This is a genomic window from Paenibacillus sp. BR2-3, assembly GCF_046529485.1.
Taxonomy (GTDB): Bacteria; Bacillota; Bacilli; order Paenibacillales; family Paenibacillaceae; genus Paenibacillus_AQ.
The window spans coordinates 4359841-4380892 of the sequence record NZ_CP126311.1 but is presented as its reverse complement, the minus strand read 5'-3'; the positions used below and the strand labels follow the sequence as shown (position 1 = coordinate 4380892).

The following is a 21052-nucleotide window of genomic DNA, read 5'->3' as shown; positions in this document are numbered from 1 at the left end:
ACATAAATAAGGTCGGGAGTCTAAAACTTTATTTTCTGCTGTTTACTTATAAAGTTTACTTTAGAATTAGTTAGTCTAATACTTATTTCTCAATATCTGACGATTTTGTAACCAAAAAACTGCGTCAGATCAACAACTTCAGTCTAATACTTTATTTTCTTCAGACAATTGTCCCTATGTAAAAATATCGGAAAGTAGTAAAGAATGCTGGAAAGTAGTAAACAAAGTCGGATAGTAGTAAAGAATGTAGGAAAGCAGTGATTCATTAGTACACAATTTTAATTTTATAGCTACAAAAGATAAACTCCCTCAGAAACAGTCCCGATGATGATTATGTCCGCGTCGGGACTGTTTTATTTTTATAAGATAAGAAGGTGGTATATTTTGACACTTGGGGAAAAAATAAGAAGTATCCGTAAAATAAATAAATTTAATCAAAGTGAGTTTTCCAAAAAAAATGGCATTTCACAAGGAACACTAAGTGAATTGGAAACAGACAAATATCTCCCATCACTTGAAACTATATTGTCTTTAAAATCTATTTTTGAAGTAGATTTAGAATGGCTTTTATTCGATACAACTAAAAAAGAACCTACTGATGTGTTTATGTCACGAATAGATAAAAATGAACTGGATTTAATTTTAAATTTTAGAAAGTTACATAAGGGAGATAAGCGAGAGATCAGTGAAATAATGAAGTTAAAAATCAATTTTTATTCAGAAACTTGAGTGAAGAGGACGGGCTTCAAAGAATTAATAATAAGAAATATGTCAGGTAACATTAAAGTTTGTATCTAAATATTATAGTTGGTGTCCTAGTGTTAGTATCTGAAGAAAAAACTAAAAATTTATGGAATTAGAAAAGAAAGTCTGAAATTGACTTGAAAATAAATATGGAATATGGAAGTAATTCTGACTCTCTCCGACCTCGACTTAAAATATTCTATTATCATTGGAATTGGTAATGGAAACTGAAAAAGCTGGTTTTAACAGCGGACGCACTCTTTATTCTTTGCTGGCTGGATTAAATTTTAAAATGTAGTAAAGGTTGCTTCACTGAAGCAGTAATGGTCTGTTATAGCTGGTATACTTCTAAGTCTGTGTCTGGAATGGAATCGATCTGACAAGAAAGACGATTTGGTCGGATGAATTTCAAGTTCATTAAAGTTAGTAAGTAAGTTGTAATTATCTTAATCGACAGAAAACTACTGAAAATGATATACTAGGAAAATATTACTAGGCTTATGTTGAACGGGGGAACAAGCATTGACGACAGCAAATGCATATAAGTTCAACGGTAAAAAACTATTGTCTTATAGTCACTATGAAATTTATAGAGAAACATTATTGGCTGCAGGAATAGAGGTTACATCTACTTCAATTAATGAGATATTTGAAGAAATTCAGCAAGAAAGTCCCGACAGAAAATGGGAAGCAAAGGTCAGATAGTTACCTTCGACCTTAGAGAAAACCCATATTCAGTCGAACAAGCAAGAGTTGCCTTAAACCTTGTTATTATGTCAGATTAGGTCTAATTACAGGAGTTCGTTGAACTAACGGGCAGGAATGCTTAATAAGTAGCAATGTGATAATTAGAAAAAGCCTCGCGAATTGCCAAAGCTCTAGAAACGTTATTAAAGTGAATTTTATCTATCAAATCCGAAATGTTCTTCGACGTCCCGAATTAAATCCAATGGATTAGTGTTGAGTATATTTCTAGCGATATATCTAAAACCACTGTTCCGAATAGCTTTATAATTTTCTTCATGCTTATACAACATTGTACGAAAGACATTTTCAATAGCTGCTTCTGGATGTTTCAGCCCGTTGATGCACTCCAGCATGTCACGTTTTTCTTCGCGATTAAAATAATCTTGTCGTACAACCTCTTCGGATGCAAGTAAGAAAAATACTCGACTGTGATCCGATATTTCTTTTAGTATTTCTACGGTGAAAAGCCATCTACGACGATTTTTTTGTGACCAACATTCCCTGATAACCTCAATAAGTCCGCTGTCGCCATCTGGTATTAATGAAATCGTAGGTAAAATAGATATTCGGATTGGCTATAATGAAAATCTTTATTATGGTGGGCATATAGGATATTCAATATTAGAAAAGTATAGAGGCAACCATTTTGCTGCAAAGGCTTTATGTAAAGCCTCAATTCCCTTTAACGTTTGATCCGCTGTAAGAAACGATTTGAAACCAAGCATTGGTTTTGTGATTTTCTTTATGAACCGGTGATCTTGCTCCACAATGTTGTTTAGATACTTTGTCTGTCTAATCAAGGTTTCTTTTGGTAAGGCTTTTTCATTTATTAATTCTTGTATGGCTGGTGGATATGCCGGTTTTTTATCCAAAGTGACCACACGAGGTATTTGATTATGTGGCGAGGACAAAGCCTTTGTAAAGAAACGCTTGGCTGCCGTCATATCACGATTTTCAGATAACATGAAATCAATCGTTTTCCCCATAGAATCAACTGCCCGATATAAATACTTCCATTGACCTTTGACTTTGATGTAGGTTTCGTCCGTACGCCACGAATCGTTTGAGGGTTTCAAATAGCTGCGGATTCGTTTATCTATTTCGGGTCCAAGCTCATGGACCCATCTCATGATCGTTGTATGGGATATCTTTAAACCCCGCTCGCTCATCATTTCTACGATGTCTCTATAGCTTAAACTATATTTTAAATACCATCTCACGGTTAGTAAAATGATTTGATGATTCATATTGCTTCCATTTAAATAAATCCAATTTGGTTTCCAAAGTAAGTTGCTCCATCCCATGACTTCATTATCGATTACGTTATCATGAATTAGAGCTTTGCACCACAACCTTAAAGGGTATATAGATACCATTTGGTATTTAAATGCTCGGAAAGCTGAATCATCATTTGGACGGCTCTAAATAGCCGTATAGGTTAATAATCGACGCCTAACACAATGACTCATAAATGCTTGGGATAGTGGATAGTGCAACCTGGAGTGATCGAAGATTTGTGCAGGGGGACAAAGGACAACTACACAAGGATGGAAACATAGACTTTAGTTATCCTGCTAAACTCCCTCAGATTTCTATGAGAGAACTCTCTTATGACTTAGAGGGAGTTCATGCATGAATAACTAAAGGGAATTTATGGTTCTTTGGCGAATATCCTTCAAAAGAAAAATTAACAAAGCATTAAGTAGCTAAGGGATTCAAGAATACTATTAATTATGGGGAGTGGCAAAAAATCCGATATTTAGGCTGCGTTAAGGTAGTAGAAAGCATCGGTGAAGTCGGCATAGGATCTGAGGAAGTGTATTATGAGAACCAATCAGAGTAATTGGGCCATGCGCTTTCGAAGTATTAGCGACTGGGGATGGGTAGATACATTTGCAGTTACTTTGCGTTTAATTTGGTTTGTAACTTTGTTGGTAAGTATACTGGTTAACGATTTTCCAGGTGTTAGTTGGTGGGTGATTACTTGGTTTAGCATCGCGTATGTTATTCCACAGCTATATTATTTGCCCGGACGCGTAAAAACAAAGCTATTCATCTTTGGTGAAGTAGTATTGAGTGGTTCATTTAATATTTATATCGTTATTCATTTCCAGGAGGCTATCAATAATTTTGTCATTCCGCTATTCATCATTGGTTTACTCTCATCAGCTACATCTCTGAAATGGGTTTTGCCGATTTGTTTTATTGTCTTCCCAGCGAGCATGTCAATGTGGGGGGATTTTACATACGATTTCATTTTAAGTTTATGGTTTAACTATGCGATATTTTTTGCATTTGGATTTTGCTTTCAGGTCATTTTGGAGCAAAAGCTGGATTTAACTAAGAAGAATCAGCAATTAGAGCATTACAATAGACAGATTGAGAGAATGACCATTTTAGAAGAACGGAATCGAATTGCACGAGAATTACATGACACAGTGGGGCATTCACTTATTGCTACAATCGTAGCCATGGAAGCGGTCGAATCGCTGATTGAACGAGATCCGTCTCAAGCCAAACAAAGGCTAAATGAACTTATTACGTATGGCCGGAATCATCTGACTGATTTTAGGCAGACTGTGCATGATTTTTCAATGACCGAGCTAAAGCATTCTCTACCTGAGATCGTCGCACAACTAACATCAGATTTTGCGGGATCAGACGGGCACTCCAATTTCGACCAAGGTTCAGAGCCTAGAAGGTGCAATTGGAGATTCTGTAAAGCTTGCAGTCATTCGTTGCTTACAAGAAGCACTTACAAATGCGAAGAAACATGGGAATGCAAAACAGATTGATGTGAGTCTCCGATATATAAACGGAGATATTGAACTGATCGTCAAGGATAATGGGGAGGGTGCTTCTCGGTTAATTCCTGGCTTCGGTGTCGAAAGTATGAAGGATAGAATAGAAAGTGTCGGAGGGAAATTTGAAATTGTCTCAAGCCCGAGCGAGGGGACAATTGTATACTGTCAGGTACCAGTGAGAGGTGGTTAAGGTATGAGCAAAATCAAAATCGGAATTGCAGAGGATCAGGAGCTTATTCGCTCCAGCCTACAGATTGTATTAAATTTGGAACCAGATCTGGAGGTTATCCATGAAGCGGGAAACGGAGAGCAACTTCTGGAGCAATTTAAGACTGAGGAACCGGATCTTGTATTAATGGATCTTAATATGCCTGTCTTAAACGGGGTAGAAACGACCAGGAGAATTAAGCAGATGTATCCTCATGTGAAAGTCATTGTCCTTACGACCTTTCAGGAAATGGACAATGTAGTTGAAGTGCTGCGATGTGGTGCTGAAGGGTACCTACTAAAGGCAATGAATTATAAGGAGCTGGCAGCAAGTATTCGACTTGTGGCTAATGGCGGCAGGCTGATTAACGATGAAGTGGCAAAAGTTCTTTTTCATCAACATTTAACTAAAACAACGGATACAACAGAAGCAACGTTATCAGGTTATTCCTTCAGCCAAAGAGAAATTGAAGTTCTTCAATGCCTAAAGGACGGGTTATCCAATTCAGATATTGCGGACAAATTGTATATATCCATGGGCACAGTTAAGAATTATATTTCCAACATATACACAAAACTAAATGTATCAAATAGAAGCGAAGCGATTCAAAAAATACGTGGAGGGTGACTTTTTCGTGACTTTTCTTCACTAGCCGGTTATGACAAAATCTTCGTACACTATTTATGTTAAGGGGGAAGGGAAGCGGTTAGTGCAGCAAAAAGCGAGGGGATTTACCGTTCTAGGGCAACAACCACTCTATCTGTCAAAGGATAAGGATGAAGATATTGAAAAAAGGAGGGATGATAATAATGGTTGTTTCTGAAGTTCATACGCTTTACAAACGGCTGCTGGATGCGTGGGACAACCAAAATGCCCACAGACTGGCAGAGTTGTTTACAGAAGAAGGTGAACTAATTAGTTATGACGGGAGCCCAGTTATTGGGCGGGCAAAATATATTCAAGCCTTAACCCTATTTTTGTGCACTATCCGACTGCTAGGTTTGTCAGCAAAGTAACGGATATTCGTGTACTGACGGAGGACGTTGTGATATTAAGGGCTATTGCAGGCATGGTCCCTCGCGGAAATTCAAAAATTGATCCGAGCGTCAACTGCCAGCATACCCTTATTGGCTCAAAAGAAAAGGGTTTCTGGAAAATTCAATTGTTCCAGAATACCCCCGCTAAATATCATTGCAGACCTGAGTTAGCTGAAAAAATAACAATGGACTTAGAAGCCATGTTGATTTAATCTTTGCGATAACAAAAAATTAAGATTCAGTGTATAACCAAATTCCATTCGCCGTTACAACCATCGTAATAATAACAACAAATTCATTTTCCCTATTCCTAAAGAGTTCCTCTTTCCCCCACTAAGTTCCGCTACTTATTTACAAAAAATTATCGTTTTGAAAGACCAGCGCTATGCTGGCACCTATTGTGATTACTCCTCTTTATAAAAAATTTCGTAAAAATTGCCCTTTATTTATGCACCCCTGTCTTTCTATAGACTTTTTTAAGTGTGTTTCTCACAGTACCTTCAGCAATCCCTAATACGTGAGAAATATGAAGAACGCTTTTGTTATACAACCAATACTGTGCAACCTCTAATTCTCGTTTGGAAAGGTTAAACATCTCTAGCTTTTGTAATTGGTCCGTATGTTGTTCATATGTCATTTTAGACTGAATCAACCAGCTAATGTGCTTCAACAAGGGGATAGCAAATTGTATATGCACTCCCTTTTGGAAAGAGAGGTCAAGATAACCAACCTCATTATCGGGAAGAGGGATGGGAACGCATAAACAAGTCCATTCTCTAAATATTTCTAAAGTATGCTCGTGTCCTTCAACGACAACCATATCGTTTAGATACATGGCAAGAGAGATGGCATTAATCCCAGCATTTGCTGCAGATAAGGATGCATTCACATTTATTCCAACAGCTTCAAGCCTAATTAAAATTTCTCGTGAACCTTGTAAGTAGAGGATATCACCTTGCTGATCTGTTAGAAGAAACAGATGAGCTAATGGAATATCTGGGGCAAAACCCTTTAGCACTTCTTTTGTAGTCTGAATGAAATTACTGTGATCGGTAACTTTTTTGGCACCATTATTGCTTTGATCTTTCCAAAATTCAAAGGTTTCACGCGGCATATCAGATACTGTCTTCCAAGAGCGGTCAGCAAATAATTGGCATTTCTGGAAAATGGACATTGTTTTCTCCTGCTCATTAGCATCGCATTGTTAGGATACGGAATATAGTTCTCAATAACGCTTTTTGAATTTGGTTTCAATATCCTATTTAGGATATTGCTGGAACTTACAAAATGCTTTACTTTTAATTACAGATGGTCCGACAAGATTAGCCCTCTTACACCAAATCGTTTGCACAAGGGCAGAATAGCAGGATAGTTCATGAGCGAAAAGATCTCTCTTTCTATTCAAATTTTGGAAGTGATTATATTATAATATAAAATATCAAAAATATCAAATTTTGGGATGTCTGTAAGCCGAGCAAAGGGTGTGAATGGGTATTGAGTCGCATTAAGTTATTGTGTTTTGGTTATGCAGGTAGCTCCGCGCAATTTTATAAAAGTTGGAGAGCAGACCTGCATCACGACATGGAAATAGTGCCTATTGAATTACCTGGTAGAGGTCCTCGGATTAACGATCAACTTTGCTATGAGATGGATACAATCGTTAAAGATGCATACAGGCAGGTCTCACAAGTACTAAGTGAGAGTGCATGCCAATATGCATTGTTTGGTCATAGCATGGGTACGGTAGTTATTTACGAGTTTCTTCGTAAGTTGCAATTGGAGGGAGGACTCCCAAACCCTCTACACGTCTTTTTTTCCGGCCGATATGTACCTCAAAACGAGATAAGTACACCAATTCATAGTTTGCGCACCTCTGCTTTCAAGGATCGGATTCGTGAGCTAGGTGGAACGGCAGATGAAGTATTGGATGATCCAGAGTTGTGTGAGTTATTTATGCCTATCATCCGTTCGGATTTTCAAGCACTTGAAACCTACTGCTTCAAGTCACTGGAGGCGGAATGGGATTTTGATCTCTCTGTTATTTACGGAACTCAAGATCCCAATTTCGCGGTTCAAGATTACTTGGGTTGGAGGCAGTTTACAGCAAAGTCCTGCGACTTTTACGGTATTGATGGAGGGCACTTCTTTATCCATAGCCATAAAAGCGAAGTCATCGGAATTGTTAATGAGGTGTTAAAGCGTAATCTACAGCAAGTGCTCATATTTAGCTGAACTTAAAGGCAAGCTCAATCAATAAAGTGAGAATTTCCTAAAGACAATCAGCCATCACCAATAAACAACAAGGGGTGCGAGATTTGGCCGAAATTGCGTTGCGTGCAGCACATTTAATCAAGACAGTTCAAGGCCAGGAGATCATTAAGGACGGATCAATTACGGTTCATTCCGAGACTGTCTATGCTTTTTTAGGAGCGAACGGGGCTGGTAAAACCACTGTATTTAAGATGTTAGCCGGTCTCATGACACCTACTAACGGTAAGATAGAGGTTTTTGGCTTAGAGATGTCACTCAATCGAAGTGAGATTGTGAAGAATATCGGAAGCATTATCGAGGTCCCTTACTTTTACGAACACTTAACAGCAGCACAGAATTTAGAAATTCATCTGGCCTACATGGGTTTAGAGAATGACATAGCGCGCGTCGGATGGTCCCTTGATATTGTCGGGCTTAATATCTCGAATACACAGCCCGTCTCCAAGTATTCATTAGGAATGAGGCAGCGACTGGGGATCGCTCGAGCACTTGTTCATAACCCCAAGCTACTAATCCTCGATGAACCAATAAACGGACTAGACCCATATGGTATCCGGGAGATGAGGGACCTGTTTGCCAGAATTACGAAGCAGGAGAAAAAAACGATTCTGATTTCAAGCCATATTCTAAGTGAAGTTGAACTGCTCGCGGATACGGTAGGGATTATTGCAAACGGCCGTATCTTAGATGAACAGCCGATGGACACAATTAGATCAAACTATCCCAAAGGGTTGGAAGAGCACTATTTCAACATTGTGGAAGGTGGGAGAATTAGTGTATAAACTTGTGTCCTTAGAACTTAGAAAACACAATATTCGTACGTATTTACAGGCCTGTGTGTTGATTGCTGTCCTGATGCTAGGTTTTCTTTATCTGTTTGCGTATGTTCCTAGCATCGATAACGACCCGGATATGCAGATATTCAAAGACTATATGCCGCTGATTTCTATGGGAAGTGCATTAAACATGGCTGTCTTTACTACATTATCGTCCGTAATGGCATCTCGATTTATTATTGAGCCTTATAAAGGCAAGCAAGTGTATAACTTGTTTTCTTACCCTCTTAGTCGCACTCGCATGATGCTTGCAAAGTTGATATGTGTCTACGGCTTTACGGCCGGGGCATTCTTTATATGCAATGTTCTGCTATTCCTTGTATTCGGGCTAACCGAACCTATGTTTTCGCTCATGAGCTCAAGCTTTTCTATGGATTTATTCGGATATGTGTTGTTGCTATCGCTTATCATATCTTTCATTTCGGCAGGTAGTGGCATGATTGCTGCGGGAATTGGATTTATCAAGAAATCAGTTCCAACCACAATTGTTTCGGCAGTGTTGTTGTCATCCTTGTTTAACAACCTCATCTTCTATGCAGCAAATGCGAATCATTTTGTTGGGGTTTCCAGCTTGTTCATGCTCATTACTCTTGTTTTGGGAGTGATTAGTTCGTATACGGTTGTTCATCAAATAAACGAAATGGATGTGTAAAGCGATGGAAGAGGATGTAGAAAAAAAGGTAGACGGCTTTTTGGATTCTATATTTGGAGGGAGTCCATCAGCACTCTTTATTTCAAATATTATCATTGGTGCCATATTTATATTTGTTGCTTGGAGATTGTTGGCATCACCAACCCAAAGCAATACCCGTGTGTTTGGCTGGATTCTTCTGGTGATTGGAGGGCTGGGGATGATTAGCGGAGTTGTCCAGTATATCAATAAGCTATGAAAGAAGTTCCATAACCAATAAACCTACGCAAAGGAGAATATCCATGTCTAAAAAATACAAGATGAGCACGGCGCAGAAGCGAATTTATCTGGTAGACAGGATTCAAGGATCCAATATTACCTACAACGTCCCAATATTATTGGAATCCTCAGGCAGTATCGATGTTCAACGATTAAGAGGCGCTGTTCAAAAGTTAGTTGAACGTCATGAGTTGCTCCGCACCAATTTTATCGAATCGGGAAGTCATTTGCTGCAGGTGGTTGAAGAGTCTATTGATATTCCAGTAGAAGTTAGAGTTGTAAAGAAAGAGGATGTGAAACGGGCCAGCCTTGATTTTATTCGCCCTTTTAGCTTAAGCGAGGGACCGCTGATGCGGGTCCTCGTTCTAAACATGCTGGATGAGGGCACGGTTCTATTGTTCGACCTCCATCACATTATTTGTGATGGAGGATCTATCCCCGTGCTGTTTGAGGATCTGTCCGTCCTGTATGGAGGCGGTGAACTTCCAAAGCTTACTGTTGAGTATAAGCACTACATGCGGTGGCAGGAGTCCTTGGATCTTAGAAAGCAGGAGCTGTATTGGCACAATGAGTTTGTAGATGGGATTCCTGCTCTAGATTTATTTACGGATTACCCTAGACCACAACAAAAATCATTTCAGGGAGCAGGTTATTCGGTTCAAGCAGGTTTATCGCTTAAAGAGGAAGTGCGAAAGTTTTGTCTGAAAACCCGTACAACAGAATTCTCGGTGCTTCTATCCGTATTTCTGCTTCTACTTAGTAAGTACAGTGGACAGGAAGAGATACTCGTGGGTACACCTGTATCAGGCAGGAACCATCCGGATGCAGCCAATATGCTGGGCATGTTTGTGAACACGCTCGTCATTAGAGGGCAATTGAAAGAGGACATGAACTTCTTTCAATTGGTTGAAATCATACGAGCGAAAAGTCTGAATGCCTTAGACAATCAGGCGTATCCATTCGAGGAGCTGGTAGAAAGATTAAATCTACCTCGCGACCCGTCAAGAAATCCGCTATTTGATGTAATGTTCGTGCTGCAAAATAACGAAAAATCAGAGCTGACTTTAGACGAATCCCACTATCAGATGCTTGATGTAGAGAATCAGGTGTCGAAGTTCGATCTAACATTAAGTATTGATGATACGGAAGAGGGGTATAACCTCGCCTGGGAGTTCAGTACAGACTTATTCCGAGCGGATACCATTGAACGAATGGCGGCCCATTATCAGACCCTGCTGGCCAATGCACTAGCGCAGCCAGAGACAAAGCTTATGGATCTTGAAATGGTTTCTGCACATGAGAAGAACATAATTCTGGAAGACTTTAATGCCACCTCTATCGATTATCCGGTACATCGAACGGTCATAGATCTTTTCGAGGAGCAGGTAAAGCAGACGCCAAATGCGATTGCCGTCGACTTTGAAGGGAAAACATTGACTTATAAGCAATTGAACGACAGAGCTAACTACGTGGGGGCTCTATTGCGAGAGCAAGGGGTACAGCCTGAAACGATCGTTGGCATCGTATCGGCAAGGTCTCTGGAAATGGTGATCGGTCTATATGGCATTCTTAAGGCCGGTGGAGCTTACCTGCCTATCGATCCGGAGCTTCCGCTAGATAGAGTACATTTTATGTTAGCTGATTGCCGGACCAATGTAATTCTGGCCGGCCCTGAGAGCGACAAGCTCATTAAGGAACTTCCGGATTTTAATGTGTTATACATACAGGAACATGCAAATGAATTAGCAACAAATCTGAGCCCGGTAACTGCTCCACATAATCTGGCTTACGTTATCTTTACATCGGGCTCTACCGGTAAGCCCAAAGGAGTACTTATTAAATCTATTTATAAAAAGGAGACAAACAAATGAATAACCACAGGAAAAGAGCAATACTGTTGGGGATACAATTTATACTTGCGACGGTTTCGGCAATCATAGGTCTTCTGTTATACAATCCGATTCTAAATGGTCCCGATTATCTTATTAATGGTGCTGAACATGCAAACCAGGTGATATGGGGAGCGATTATGGAGTTAATTCTTGTTATTACAGCTATTGGCACTACGATTACGCTGTTTCCATTAATAAGAAAGCAGAATGAAACTATAGCCATTGGGTATCTTTGCTTCCGATTTCTTGAGGCGATTGTCATTACGGTTGGTATAATCAGCGTACTATCCCTATTAACCTTGAGCCAGGAATTTGTAAATGCAGGAGCTACGAATGCAGCCTTTTATCAAGCTTCAGGTACATTATTAAAAGCCGTACATGACTGGACCTTTATGTTTGGCCCCAAGCTCTTTTTGGGCATAAACACGTTGATGTACAGTTATTTACTCTATAAATCAAAACTAGTTCCCCGGATCATATCAATATGGGGTCTTACCGGAGCAACACTCATTTTTATTGTAGGCGTGTTAGAAATGTTCGGTATCATTGTTCCATTTTCAACAGCGGAAGCCATTTTGGCGATGCCGGGGGTAGCCGCGTTTGAAATGATTCTTGCGGGATGGCTCATCGTGAAAGGCTTCAACGTATCTGCACTTGCTTCCGAGTCTGACAGAACGAAAGCTACGAACTACGGAAACAAACCTTTTGATAAGGTAGGGATCTAAATGAAAGCAATCGTTGCAACCAAATATGGACCACCGGAGGTTCTCCAGCTCAAAGAGGTCGAAAAACCTGTGCCCAAAGATCATGAAATATTGGTAAAAGTGTATGCAACAACCGTAAACGCAGGGGACTGTAGAATGCGAAGTTTTACAGTTCCCCCCATGGCTTGGCTCCCCGCTCGAATCGTTTTAGGTTTCAGAAAACCAAGAAATCCAATATTCGGAATGGAACTCGCCGGTGTAGTTGAAGCAGTCGGCAAAGATGTCAAACGGTTCAAGGCGGGGGACAAGGTTTTTGCATCGACCTTCAAGTCGAATTTCGGTGCCCACGCTGAGTACAAATGCCTGCCCGAGGATGGGGCAGTGGTAACAAAATCAGACAATATGACCTATGAGGAAGCCGCGACTCTTTCTATTGGAGCAAATACCGCTCTGCATTTCCTCAAAAAAGGAAACATCCAGCCCGAAAAAAAAGTCCTTATCCATGGCGCTTCGGGAAGTGTAGGCACTTTTGCGGTACAACTGGCCAAGTACTTCGGGGCGGAAGTGACAGGGGTATGCAGTGCTGCGAATGTTGAAATGGTGAAATCTCTTGGAGCCGAAAAGGTCATTGTCTACACCCGAGAGGATTTTACGAAAACCGGCGAGACCTACGATATTATTTTTGATACGGTAGGCAAGACTTCGCTATCCCAATGTAAAAGTCTGCTTAAGAACAAAGGACATTATCTCAATACGGTCAATGGCGGGACAGCAGTTCCACGCAAAGCAACACTAGATTTTCTCAAAGAGCTTATGGAGACGGGCCGGTTGAAACCCGTTATTGATCGCTGCTATCCGCTGGAGCAGATGGTAGAGGCGCACCGCTATGTCGATCAAGGCCATAAAAAAGGAAATGTAGTTATCATTTTGAACCATCAAAATAAAATCTAACAAAACGTTGCGCCTGACCGCTAAATAGGCCGGTAGCTGCTCGGAAGAGTGAGTCTACCGGCCTTCATTAGTGAGGTAACCACACCCAGTCGAAGCCCTTGGGGTAAAAGTAAACTGGGACAACGCCCGGTATCGGTCAGGGAAACCCGGCATCAGACGGTAAAAAGAACTACTACGGGACGGGTTCGTCGTAGATCCGCAGCCGGACTCCAAGTTATTAGTTGCGAAGGGCGGTTATGACACTTTCGGCAGTTTCGGGAAAAGATCTCCGCTTAACTTCAATTTTTCTTTTCTTAGTGAAACGAAGGCATAATAGCGAGTCATGGATTTTCGAAATGACGCTTTTCTTTGGTGGCATAATTTGTCCGAAACCTGAACATCAGCCACGTAGTACGTAATTTGGTCGCTGCCAGTGCCTGTGACGACTTGGTCGATGGAGAGGGTCATGTCGTCACTGCTATAGTTCCAATCGTCGGATTCGGGCGAGTTTGCGCTTATTGCGCTTGGATCATTAACGGTTATTAAAGTTAAGTATAGGCGGCTTATCTGAATTCCCCATGAAGATGGGTTGAAGGTTTGCTGAAAATATCGGAACTCGCATAAAACGAAAAAACAAGCGGGTGTGTCACCCGGCTTGTTGCCTGTCTTCCTTTTATAGAGAATGCCAAAAATTATATATTTTTTTCATAAAAAGCCTAAAATTATTCTATTTCTAACCGATATTCTCTCCATAAAGCTATATTAGCTTATCTTACCAACAAGGAGAGACATCTATGAGCATAAGAAAAAAGATTAGTAGACTGACTGCTGCAGCGGTGGCTTTTACGATATTAGTCAATTCCCAGATGGTGTATGCGGTTGATGACCAGACGGTTACGGAGCAGGAAGTCATTGTCGTATACAAGAATGAAGAGGGCAAAGACCTCATCTATGAAGAGAGTGTTGAAATTGAACACGAATTCAAGACGATTCCAGCCATATCCGCCACGGTGACCAATGATGATCTTTATAAAATGGTGAAAGACCCGAACATTGCCTATATCGAGCGCAACATTTCCTTTCAAATGACGGAGGAAAGTTTCAGCGCAGCCTCTGACCTGGTTCCGGCGGAGCAAGCGCAGTGGAATTTTCAGGCGGTTGGGCCCACAACGATGTGGAATGCTGGCTACACGGGAGCGAATATAAAAGTAGCGGTGCTGGACTCGGGTATTTTTGCACACAGCGAATTAAACATTGCAGGCGGTATTTCAACTGTTGATTATACCAATAGTTACAGCGATGATAACGGTCATGGCACTCATGTCGCAGGCATTATCTCTGCCCGGAACGATGGGATCGGATTAGTAGGGGTTGCCCCGGGTGTGCAGTTGTACGCTGTAAAAGCTTTGAACCAAGACGGAGTAGGAAACCTTACCGATATTTTGGAAGGATTGGATTGGGCGATCAATAACGGTATGGACATTATCAATCTCTCTTTAGGAACAGAAGAGGATTCATTGGCTATGCAACAGATGGTGGATCGTGCCTATGACGAAGGCATTCTTGTTGTCGCCTCGGCCGGAAACAGTCAGGAAGGCATACCGTTAAGCATAAATACTGTGAACTATCCCGCAAAGTACGATAGCGTTATTGCTGTTGCGGCGATTGACTCTGCGAATACAAGAGGGAGTTTCTCGTCTGTGGGTGATGAAGTAGAAGTCGCGGCCCCCGGTGTGAATATTATTTCAACGTATGTAAAAGCCGATGGAACAGAGGGTTATGCGATGACAAGCGGTACATCCCAGGCAGCCCCCCATGTGTCGGGCACACTTGCCTTGCTGAAACAGAAGTACCCCTCGATGACGAATGCCCAGCTGCGCGAGGAAATGAGGAAGTACGCGGTCGATTTGGGAGCGCCGGGCCGTGACAGCGAGTTCGGATTTGGTGCCCTTACGTTCAATGAGCAAGCCGACACAACGGCTCCAGGGGACGTGACCGATCTTCAAGTGACTGATAAAACTGAAAGTTCGCTTTCCCTTATATGGTCCAATCCGATTGATCCTGATTTCGCCACCAATCATATCTATATAAATAATGTGAGGGCGGGGATGACGGCGGAACAAACTTACATGCTAGATGGGCTGCAGCCGAGCACTTCCTATACCCTTGCGGTTAAATCCGTCGATCAGAGCGGCAACGAATCTCTGGGCATAACGGTGACAGAGGCTACGTATGCGGCAGCTCCGGTAATTGATACCACGTCACCGGCGGAAGTAACCGGTCTGATAGCCAATGAGACAACAAGGAGTTCTATCCGGTTGAGCTGGAATAACCCGGCTGATGCGGATTTTGCAAAAGCCAACGTTTATGTGAACGGAATTTTGGCCGGAGAATCCCCTAATCCGAGCTTTGATCTCACAGACCTGCTTCCGGACACGGCATACAATATTGTTGTTAAAACAGTGGATGACAGCAGCAATATTTCGGTTGGAGCCGCTCTGACTGCAAGAACACAGGCTATTCCAATACTGCCAGTACCTGCGCAAATAAATCCGGTCGCAACAAATCCGTTATTACCAAATCCGATAGTATCCAACCCCGTTGGTTCCATCCCCATTGGTGATGTTATAGTGGTTCCTACGAATCCCACGCCTTCACCGACTGGAGTAAGTGCTGTCATTTCGGCACCGCCAGTTGTGGAAAAGAAGGAAGCCCGGGCTGTAGAATCGGCGCTGGAGAAAGCGAAAGAATCGCATAGCATTTCGGATTTCGTTCAAGCAAAATTGGAGGTTCTGGCACTAACTGATAAAGAACAACATAAGGAATTCCAAGGAAAGCTGGAAGAACTCAAAAGTGTGCTGGGCATCAAAGACCTTCCGGCCAAAAATGAAATTCGTTCTGCGGTGCCGATTGGCATCAATCTCCAGGTCGCTATGAAAAGCGCAAGCTTCAAATACATTGATGCATCGTCGATTAAGCTGGGAGTGAACGTTTTTGTGCTTAACAGCAAAGGCGAGCCGGTAGAGGGTGTTAGCATCCGTGTCGTGTTCAACCGGATTCTCGTTACACCGGGAAAAGGTTCATTCCCTTCGAAGGAAACCTTCACGATCCTCATTGATAAGTCGGTAAAGGGCAAGCCGAATCTGAATTCAGGAGCAGCCTTTGAGCTGAAGAATCCGTTGATCTTGGAGTTCACCACCCGTTAATAGCCGCAGAGAAGCAATATCTTACTAACTGGATTGGAGCAAAGATATGAGAATAAAATCAATAACAACAGCTATGTTTTCATTGTTTCTGGCGCTGGCGCTAATCTTCATTTCCATACCGCATAACGCCGAGGCGGCCGTTCGAGCCACGTTTACAGATATCAAAAAAGGAGCGTGGTATGAAGAAACGGTCCAATGGGGAATATCGAACCAAATCATCACGGGTTATGACGATGGTTCATTTAAGCCGAGCAAAACAGTTACCGAAGCCGAGTTCCTGGCGATGCTTATCCGTGCCTTTGAGCCAAATCTGGCGGCTGCCCAAAAGGGAAACTGGGCGAATGTCTACTACGCCAGAGCTAAAGAGCTGAATTACCCTGTTCAAAGCTACACGGACCCTGCGCCCAGAAAAAAAGTTCTCCTGCGTAAGCGGGTGGCCGAATTGATTTCAGCCACAGAAGGAGTCCATTTCAGCGGCGATAATGCCATTCGTTATTTGCTCGCCTTCGGTCTGGCACAAGGCAAGAATCCCAATGAAGTCGGCATTAAGAGCTTTGAAGGCGATAAAGCATTAACCCGCATCGAAGCGCTGCGATTCATCAAAAACTTGAGGGATTACGGGGTTGGCGGCTTGCTGGAAAGGCCTGCAGAAGCGAGCAACCCGCAGGACATTCCGGAAGCTTGATTTTATAATAGCATCACAGTAGAAAAACCTCTCCACACCAGAGAGGTTTTTCTTGCGGATGGACCTTGTTGCTGCTTAAATTTTATTTTTGAACATACCATTTAAGCTTGGGACATAATCGGCAGCCTTATCGGTTGACAGTAACTGAGCTTCTTCAGTTGTATTATCATTATTGTCTTTCTGTTCTGGACGAATATCTGCGGGTTTCACTATGGGATTGGTGCTGCTTTTGGGCATTGCATTCACCTCCATCTTCTTACACATAGTATGAGAAGATGGTTTTTATTTTATCCTTATTTCAGAATGCTTCCGCCAAAGAGAAAGCGTTTTTCCCATTGAGTACCTTCAATGTTGTCAATTCGAACTCCGCCTGACTTTATGGAATAGGTCTGTAGTATTTTCCCGTTGCCTAAATATATTCCGTTATGAGTGATGCGAGTAGTGCTTTTGTTAATCCCTTTGTAATTAGAATCTTTGCTTCCTCTGTAAGACATGAAAAACATAATATCACCAGGTTTTAAATTTTTCCAGTTCGTTGTATAGGTCCCATTTGCTTTGATGTAAGCACCTTGAGTCCTCGAGTTTGCTGGTAATTTGATCCCTGCTCCGTCCAAATAGGCTTGTCTTACAAAATCAGAGCAATCAAACGTCTTGGTATTAGTACGGCTTGACCCAAACTCGTAGGGCGTGCCTAAGTATTTCTTTCCCGCTGTGATTACATTGTTGCGGACAGTACTTGCTGCTGCTGTACTCAATTGTTTCGTATTATCGCTTGCTGCATAGGCTGAACTGCCCGCCAGTGAGCTCATGACCAGTGATGCAGAGACCAATAAGTAAGCTATACCTTTTCTCATTCTTTATACCTCCAGGAAATGTTTTGTGGATATGAGCCATCCTAACATAGGCTTCTATGGTTTGTTGAGGCTTAATATTTGCCAGAGAAAATATGAGATATTTAATGAAATCAACACACAAACCACACACTTTTTACATAAGTGATGTTTATAATGATAGATTTCGAGATGGCGAGAATTTGAAAAAAAGATAATTGCAGGCTTGGTGCGGGGGTATCGGAATCTGTATAAAAAAACTCCAGAAACAAGGGGGATTAACCCGCATTTCTGGAGAGGATACAAGGAAGCATCGGTATCAAATTGGAGATTGAAGACGATTTAGCAACTAACCTTAGATATCTGATCAAGCACGTCTGAGGAACGCCCATATTTACACATTGCATCGCAATCGCAGCGCAAATCAGAGAATAAGATATAAGAAATACCGCGCATGTTATCCTGCTGCAGGGAGGGGCGGAGCAGCTGTGCCTGAACTTCTTTTTCCCGGCTGTCGGGACAGATGAGGTAAAGCTGTGATTCCTGATTTCCAATTGACAACGATAAATCGTGCAGCCGGAGGATGCCGGAATAGATTGAAGTGCTTTTTTCTACTTCAAATGCGGAGATGATATGATTCCGCTCATCCAGCCAGATGACATCGATGAAGGATATGGTGTCGGCAACGGATTTCGGAACGTTCAATGGCGGCAGGGATGGGATTGAAAAATAGCCAAGAGATTGCCGGTTCCACTCGCGCTTATGGTCGTTTTGAGCAATCCAGACCTGATATCCCAGCGCTTTTCCGAGTCTGGCCAAATGGTACTGTATTTCGCTATGTTCATTTTCCTCCTTTACATCGTTTGTGACCTCCTTATGTCTCTTGAGATTGCTTTTTTCCCGTTTGGATGCTTCGGCTTCCAGGTATTTCTCCGCATTTCCGCTTACTACGATTCGGCCTGTCCCCACTTCAAACATGAAACCGCCAACGGCCCCCAGATCTTTAGAAAGAGGCGTACGGCAGGTTTCGTTCATCGCCATTAGTTCTTCCCGCATTTCCAGATAGGCTGACCATGAACCGAGCTTGATCTTACGCCCGAGCAGCTGGTTAAATCCATTCACAATGGCCGTATTAAATGGCGGGAACAGAGTGGGATGAAGAAAATATAGGATGTTGGCTACAGCCGGGCCTAATCCTTTGATTTGCAAACGGTCCAGTTTCATGATTTCCGCGAGCACAGTTTTTTCCTGGGACGTTTGGGAGACTGCTTTTAAAAACCGGCCAAAGGCAAGCTGATGTTCTTCATTTTCATAAATATCCGGGATCCGAAGCTTCGGTTTCCAGTAAAAGGCATGTGCAGCTCCTTCGAATACTTGTTTCTGTTCACAAATTGCCGCCAAAACAAATTCTAACGGTGAACCTTTAAAATCATTGCCGAATGTTCTTCTCTCAATCGCATGAATTACATCTGCAACTCCGGTTCTAATCGTACGGAAAGCCTTCAAGCGATCACTATTGTTTAGGAACCATGTATTATACACGGATTCCGGATCAGCTTTGTATTCCTGGATATGCTTTTCGGTATTCGGGTTCATCATCCTATAACTTCCTCCATTACCATTCTCAAATCTATACTCTGAATTATAATAGCGAAAACTAGCAGCTGCAGTGCGAAATTGATTGTTTTTTGCAAAAACATGTTTTCCTCATGGTTTCTTCATACTTCCCAAAAGTGAGTTGGTATTCTTGATTTACAACAAAGACATCAAGTATAAAAATGCCAGAGCCAGGTCAATATAAAGGTATATAAACCGAACTAAAGAATTAAATGATAAAAAGAGGAGAGTAACGGAGGGGAAGTTTGGAACTGACATCTGAATTCTTACTGCATGTTGATCATATTATGGCTTTGCTGTGTTTTTTCGGTCGATCGAGGAACCGTTTCGTGATTTTGGGCAGAGCCGCCTGCGGAGAATAGAAAAATTAAAGCGGCGGTTATAAGGAAAACTAGTGTTGGAGTGCGAAATACCCAAGTCGAATGTTTAAGGTCATCTTCGTTGATTTGTCCTTGAAGCATTAAGGTGTGGATAAATTGGAGAACGGCGCCAACTGCCATAAAAATAAAAATAACGCGATTCCATTGTGAAGAAGGCAGCATGCCTATTAACATAGCCCCCATCATTCCGGCCATCATTCCGGACAAAGCCCCATTCAGAAAAGCTCCAATACTGATGAATGAACCGATTATCCCACCTGCAGAGATGCCTACAAGCACACTGATTAATAGTGAGAGCAATAGGTTGGATTCAAACATAGCTCCCACGAGGGTTCCACTTCCAAAGCCGACAATCATCCCGCTTGCCATAGGCGAAATCATCGCGATTGTGCCTGTAATACTTGAGCGGAACCGGTATATAAAACCTAACGACCAACATGTAATAAAAGAATAATAGATTACAGCAATCATCCAGTTTAGCAAATGTACAACCCCCTGCTTGTTTTATGATTTAACGTATGAGTCCTAGAGGGGGATTTATGCCGATTTCTATTCTATTCTAAGTCCAACTTAAATTTAAAAAAGTAACTTCAAGATGGAGGGGAAATGATGAAAAAGGTATTAATTATGGCTAGTTTAACTTTGCTTTTAGGTGCAGTCGTATCCGGATGCCAAATAAGGAATAAGGCAGCAGATACAGCATCCGAGCAAACCAACAGTAGTTCAGTAGCTGTACCTTGGGTAGGCACTAAAAACACGATCCGCATCAATACATCCGATCCGGTTGAAGCTGCGGTTTTGGTATCCCGTACGCTCTGGACAGCGGTAACCGAGAACAACCGACCGGCAAGCGTTGTTCTAACTGATGTGAGTAATTGGCAAATTGGAGCGGTAAGCACGGATCTGATCCACCATCCGAGCAATGGACCGGTTCTTTTTGTGGATAAAGACGGCGTTCCTGCGGCCACCCTGGAAGAACTCAAACGTCTGAATCCAATCGGTGCTGAAGGAAATGGTGGAATTCAAGCTGTTATTGTAGGACCTGTTGCTTCAAACGTGGAAAAGTCGGACATTAGGGAAAACCTCTATAATGCCCTTAATGATGCGAAAGAGAAAGAATTTAATGAACAGTGATTATTATATTTAGCATAAGCCCATTAAAATGCCGTAAGCTTTAATCAGCTTGCGGCATTTTAATTATCGGAATGCTCACGCAAACCTCATGAGTTCTCCATAATTTCTACACACTTC

The 21052-nt window shown here is 41.9% G+C and carries 20 protein-coding genes and 2 pseudogenes; 16 read left to right on the top strand and 6 right to left on the bottom strand.

Going from position 1 to position 21052, the window contains the following annotated elements; genetic code table 11:
• Positions 1-384: 384 nt before the first annotated feature.
• Complete coding sequence (locus tag PaeBR_RS21110; protein WP_410512440.1) at positions 385-729, top strand: helix-turn-helix domain-containing protein; 345 nt, start codon at positions 385-387, stop codon at positions 727-729.
• 537 nt (positions 730-1266) lie between these two features.
• Positions 1267-1449 carry a hypothetical protein gene (locus PaeBR_RS21105; RefSeq protein WP_410512439.1) on the top strand — a complete coding sequence of 61 codons (183 nt, stop codon included), beginning with the start codon at positions 1267-1269 and terminating at the stop codon, positions 1447-1449.
• 704 nt (positions 1450-2153) lie between these two features.
• On the opposite strand, the pseudogene PaeBR_RS21100 reads toward PaeBR_RS21105, so the two are convergent.
• Positions 2154-2790 (bottom strand): annotated as a pseudogene (locus PaeBR_RS21100) (IS6 family transposase); the annotation flags it as partial.
• Positions 2791-3314: 524 nt separating this feature from the next.
• On the opposite strand from PaeBR_RS21100, the gene PaeBR_RS21095 reads away from it, so the two are divergent.
• From PaeBR_RS21095 to PaeBR_RS21080, 4 genes and pseudogenes are all read left to right on the top strand, one after another.
• Positions 3315-4286, top strand: a complete 972-nt coding sequence (locus PaeBR_RS21095) for a sensor histidine kinase (RefSeq protein WP_410512438.1) — start codon at positions 3315-3317, stop codon at positions 4284-4286.
• Positions 4198-4485 carry a sensor histidine kinase gene (locus tag PaeBR_RS21090; protein WP_410515264.1) on the top strand — a complete coding sequence of 96 codons (288 nt, stop codon included), beginning with the start codon at positions 4198-4200 and terminating at the stop codon, positions 4483-4485. Before PaeBR_RS21095 ends, PaeBR_RS21090 begins: the two co-directional genes overlap by 89 nt.
• Before the next feature lie 3 nt (positions 4486-4488).
• The gene (locus PaeBR_RS21085; protein ID WP_410512437.1) at positions 4489-5130 is read left to right on the top strand and encodes a response regulator transcription factor; all 642 of its coding nucleotides are present in this window, start codon (positions 4489-4491) and stop codon (positions 5128-5130) included.
• A 149-nt stretch (positions 5131-5279) separates the two neighbouring features.
• Positions 5280-5752: pseudogene (locus tag PaeBR_RS21080) on the top strand (SgcJ/EcaC family oxidoreductase).
• A gap of 230 nt (positions 5753-5982) precedes the next feature.
• Here PaeBR_RS21080 and PaeBR_RS21075 read toward each other — a convergent pair.
• On the bottom strand, positions 5983-6714 hold the full coding sequence (locus PaeBR_RS21075; protein ID WP_410512436.1) for a LuxR C-terminal-related transcriptional regulator: 732 nt from the start codon (positions 6712-6714) through the stop codon (positions 5983-5985).
• Positions 6715-7034: 320 nt separating this feature from the next.
• On the opposite strand from PaeBR_RS21075, the gene PaeBR_RS21070 reads away from it, so the two are divergent.
• The 9 genes from PaeBR_RS21070 (at position 7035) to PaeBR_RS21030 (ending at position 16974) form a co-directional block, all read left to right on the top strand.
• Positions 7035-7772 (top strand): thioesterase II family protein, encoded by a 738-nt coding sequence (locus PaeBR_RS21070; protein WP_410512435.1) that lies wholly within the window; start codon positions 7035-7037, stop codon positions 7770-7772.
• Positions 7773-7846: 74 nt separating this feature from the next.
• On the top strand, positions 7847-8593 hold the full coding sequence (locus tag PaeBR_RS21065; RefSeq protein WP_410512434.1) for an ABC transporter ATP-binding protein: 747 nt from the start codon (positions 7847-7849) through the stop codon (positions 8591-8593).
• Positions 8586-9299 (top strand): ABC transporter permease, encoded by a 714-nt coding sequence (locus tag PaeBR_RS21060; protein ID WP_410512433.1) that lies wholly within the window; start codon positions 8586-8588, stop codon positions 9297-9299. The genes PaeBR_RS21065 and PaeBR_RS21060 overlap by 8 nt, the downstream gene beginning before the upstream one ends.
• 4 nt (positions 9300-9303) lie before the next feature.
• Positions 9304-9537 (top strand): hypothetical protein, encoded by a 234-nt coding sequence (locus PaeBR_RS21055; RefSeq protein WP_410512432.1) that lies wholly within the window; start codon positions 9304-9306, stop codon positions 9535-9537.
• A 43-nt stretch (positions 9538-9580) separates the two neighbouring features.
• Positions 9581-11428, top strand: a complete 1848-nt coding sequence (locus tag PaeBR_RS21050) for a non-ribosomal peptide synthetase (RefSeq protein WP_410512431.1) — start codon at positions 9581-9583, stop codon at positions 11426-11428.
• Positions 11425-12174, top strand: coding sequence for a DUF4386 domain-containing protein (locus tag PaeBR_RS21045; protein WP_410512430.1), 750 nt, complete (start codon positions 11425-11427; stop codon positions 12172-12174). The genes PaeBR_RS21050 and PaeBR_RS21045 overlap by 4 nt, the downstream gene beginning before the upstream one ends.
• Positions 12175-13104, top strand: coding sequence for an NAD(P)-dependent alcohol dehydrogenase (locus tag PaeBR_RS21040; protein WP_410512429.1), 930 nt, complete (start codon positions 12175-12177; stop codon positions 13102-13104).
• Between the two features lie 773 nt (positions 13105-13877).
• Positions 13878-16289, top strand: a complete 2412-nt coding sequence (locus PaeBR_RS21035; RefSeq protein ID WP_410512428.1) for a S8 family serine peptidase — start codon at positions 13878-13880, stop codon at positions 16287-16289.
• Between the two features lie 46 nt (positions 16290-16335).
• The gene (locus PaeBR_RS21030; RefSeq protein WP_410512427.1) at positions 16336-16974 is read left to right on the top strand and encodes an S-layer homology domain-containing protein; all 639 of its coding nucleotides are present in this window, start codon (positions 16336-16338) and stop codon (positions 16972-16974) included.
• Positions 16975-17049: 75 nt separating this feature from the next.
• Here the strand turns inward: PaeBR_RS21030 and PaeBR_RS21025 are convergent, their stop codons facing one another.
• From PaeBR_RS21025 to PaeBR_RS21010, 4 genes are all read right to left on the bottom strand, one after another.
• The gene (locus PaeBR_RS21025) at positions 17050-17211 is read right to left on the bottom strand and encodes a hypothetical protein (RefSeq protein WP_410512426.1); all 162 of its coding nucleotides are present in this window, start codon (positions 17209-17211) and stop codon (positions 17050-17052) included.
• A gap of 56 nt (positions 17212-17267) precedes the next feature.
• Entirely contained in the window at positions 17268-17828 is a 561-nt protein-coding gene (locus PaeBR_RS21020; RefSeq protein ID WP_410512425.1) for a C40 family peptidase, read from the bottom strand.
• A 318-nt stretch (positions 17829-18146) separates the two neighbouring features.
• Positions 18147-19403, bottom strand: coding sequence for a hypothetical protein (locus PaeBR_RS21015; RefSeq protein WP_410512424.1), 1257 nt, complete (start codon positions 19401-19403; stop codon positions 18147-18149).
• 284 nt (positions 19404-19687) lie between these two features.
• The gene (locus PaeBR_RS21010) at positions 19688-20284 is read right to left on the bottom strand and encodes a hypothetical protein (RefSeq protein WP_410512423.1); all 597 of its coding nucleotides are present in this window, start codon (positions 20282-20284) and stop codon (positions 19688-19690) included.
• Positions 20285-20410: 126 nt separating this feature from the next.
• On the opposite strand from PaeBR_RS21010, the gene PaeBR_RS21005 reads away from it, so the two are divergent.
• Positions 20411-20935, top strand: coding sequence for a hypothetical protein (locus PaeBR_RS21005; RefSeq protein ID WP_410512422.1), 525 nt, complete (start codon positions 20411-20413; stop codon positions 20933-20935).
• Positions 20936-21052: the final 117 nt, after the last annotated feature.

What these genes read in the sequence shown, in the direction of transcription:
- PaeBR_RS21095 (WP_410512438.1), top strand. Translation starts at nt 3,315, where the DNA reads ATGAGAACCAATCAGAGTAATTGGGCCATGCGCTTTCGAAGTATTAGC.
- PaeBR_RS21085 (WP_410512437.1), top strand. Translation starts at nt 4,489, where the DNA reads ATGAGCAAAATCAAAATCGGAATTGCAGAGGATCAGGAGCTTATTCGC.
- PaeBR_RS21075 (WP_410512436.1), bottom strand. Translation starts at nt 6,714, where the DNA reads ATGTCCATTTTCCAGAAATGCCAATTATTTGCTGACCGCTCTTGGAAG.
- PaeBR_RS21055 (WP_410512432.1), top strand. Translation starts at nt 9,304, where the DNA reads ATGGAAGAGGATGTAGAAAAAAAGGTAGACGGCTTTTTGGATTCTATA.
- PaeBR_RS21050 (WP_410512431.1), top strand. Translation starts at nt 9,581, where the DNA reads ATGTCTAAAAAATACAAGATGAGCACGGCGCAGAAGCGAATTTATCTG.
- PaeBR_RS21045 (WP_410512430.1), top strand. Translation starts at nt 11,425, where the DNA reads ATGAATAACCACAGGAAAAGAGCAATACTGTTGGGGATACAATTTATA.
- PaeBR_RS21040 (WP_410512429.1), top strand. Translation starts at nt 12,175, where the DNA reads ATGAAAGCAATCGTTGCAACCAAATATGGACCACCGGAGGTTCTCCAG.
- PaeBR_RS21035 (WP_410512428.1), top strand. Translation starts at nt 13,878, where the DNA reads ATGAGCATAAGAAAAAAGATTAGTAGACTGACTGCTGCAGCGGTGGCT.
- PaeBR_RS21030 (WP_410512427.1), top strand. Translation starts at nt 16,336, where the DNA reads ATGAGAATAAAATCAATAACAACAGCTATGTTTTCATTGTTTCTGGCG.
- PaeBR_RS21025 (WP_410512426.1), bottom strand. Translation starts at nt 17,211, where the DNA reads ATGCCCAAAAGCAGCACCAATCCCATAGTGAAACCCGCAGATATTCGT.
- PaeBR_RS21020 (WP_410512425.1), bottom strand. Translation starts at nt 17,828, where the DNA reads ATGAGAAAAGGTATAGCTTACTTATTGGTCTCTGCATCACTGGTCATG.
- PaeBR_RS21015 (WP_410512424.1), bottom strand. Translation starts at nt 19,403, where the DNA reads ATGATGAACCCGAATACCGAAAAGCATATCCAGGAATACAAAGCTGAT.
- PaeBR_RS21005 (WP_410512422.1), top strand. Translation starts at nt 20,411, where the DNA reads ATGAAAAAGGTATTAATTATGGCTAGTTTAACTTTGCTTTTAGGTGCA.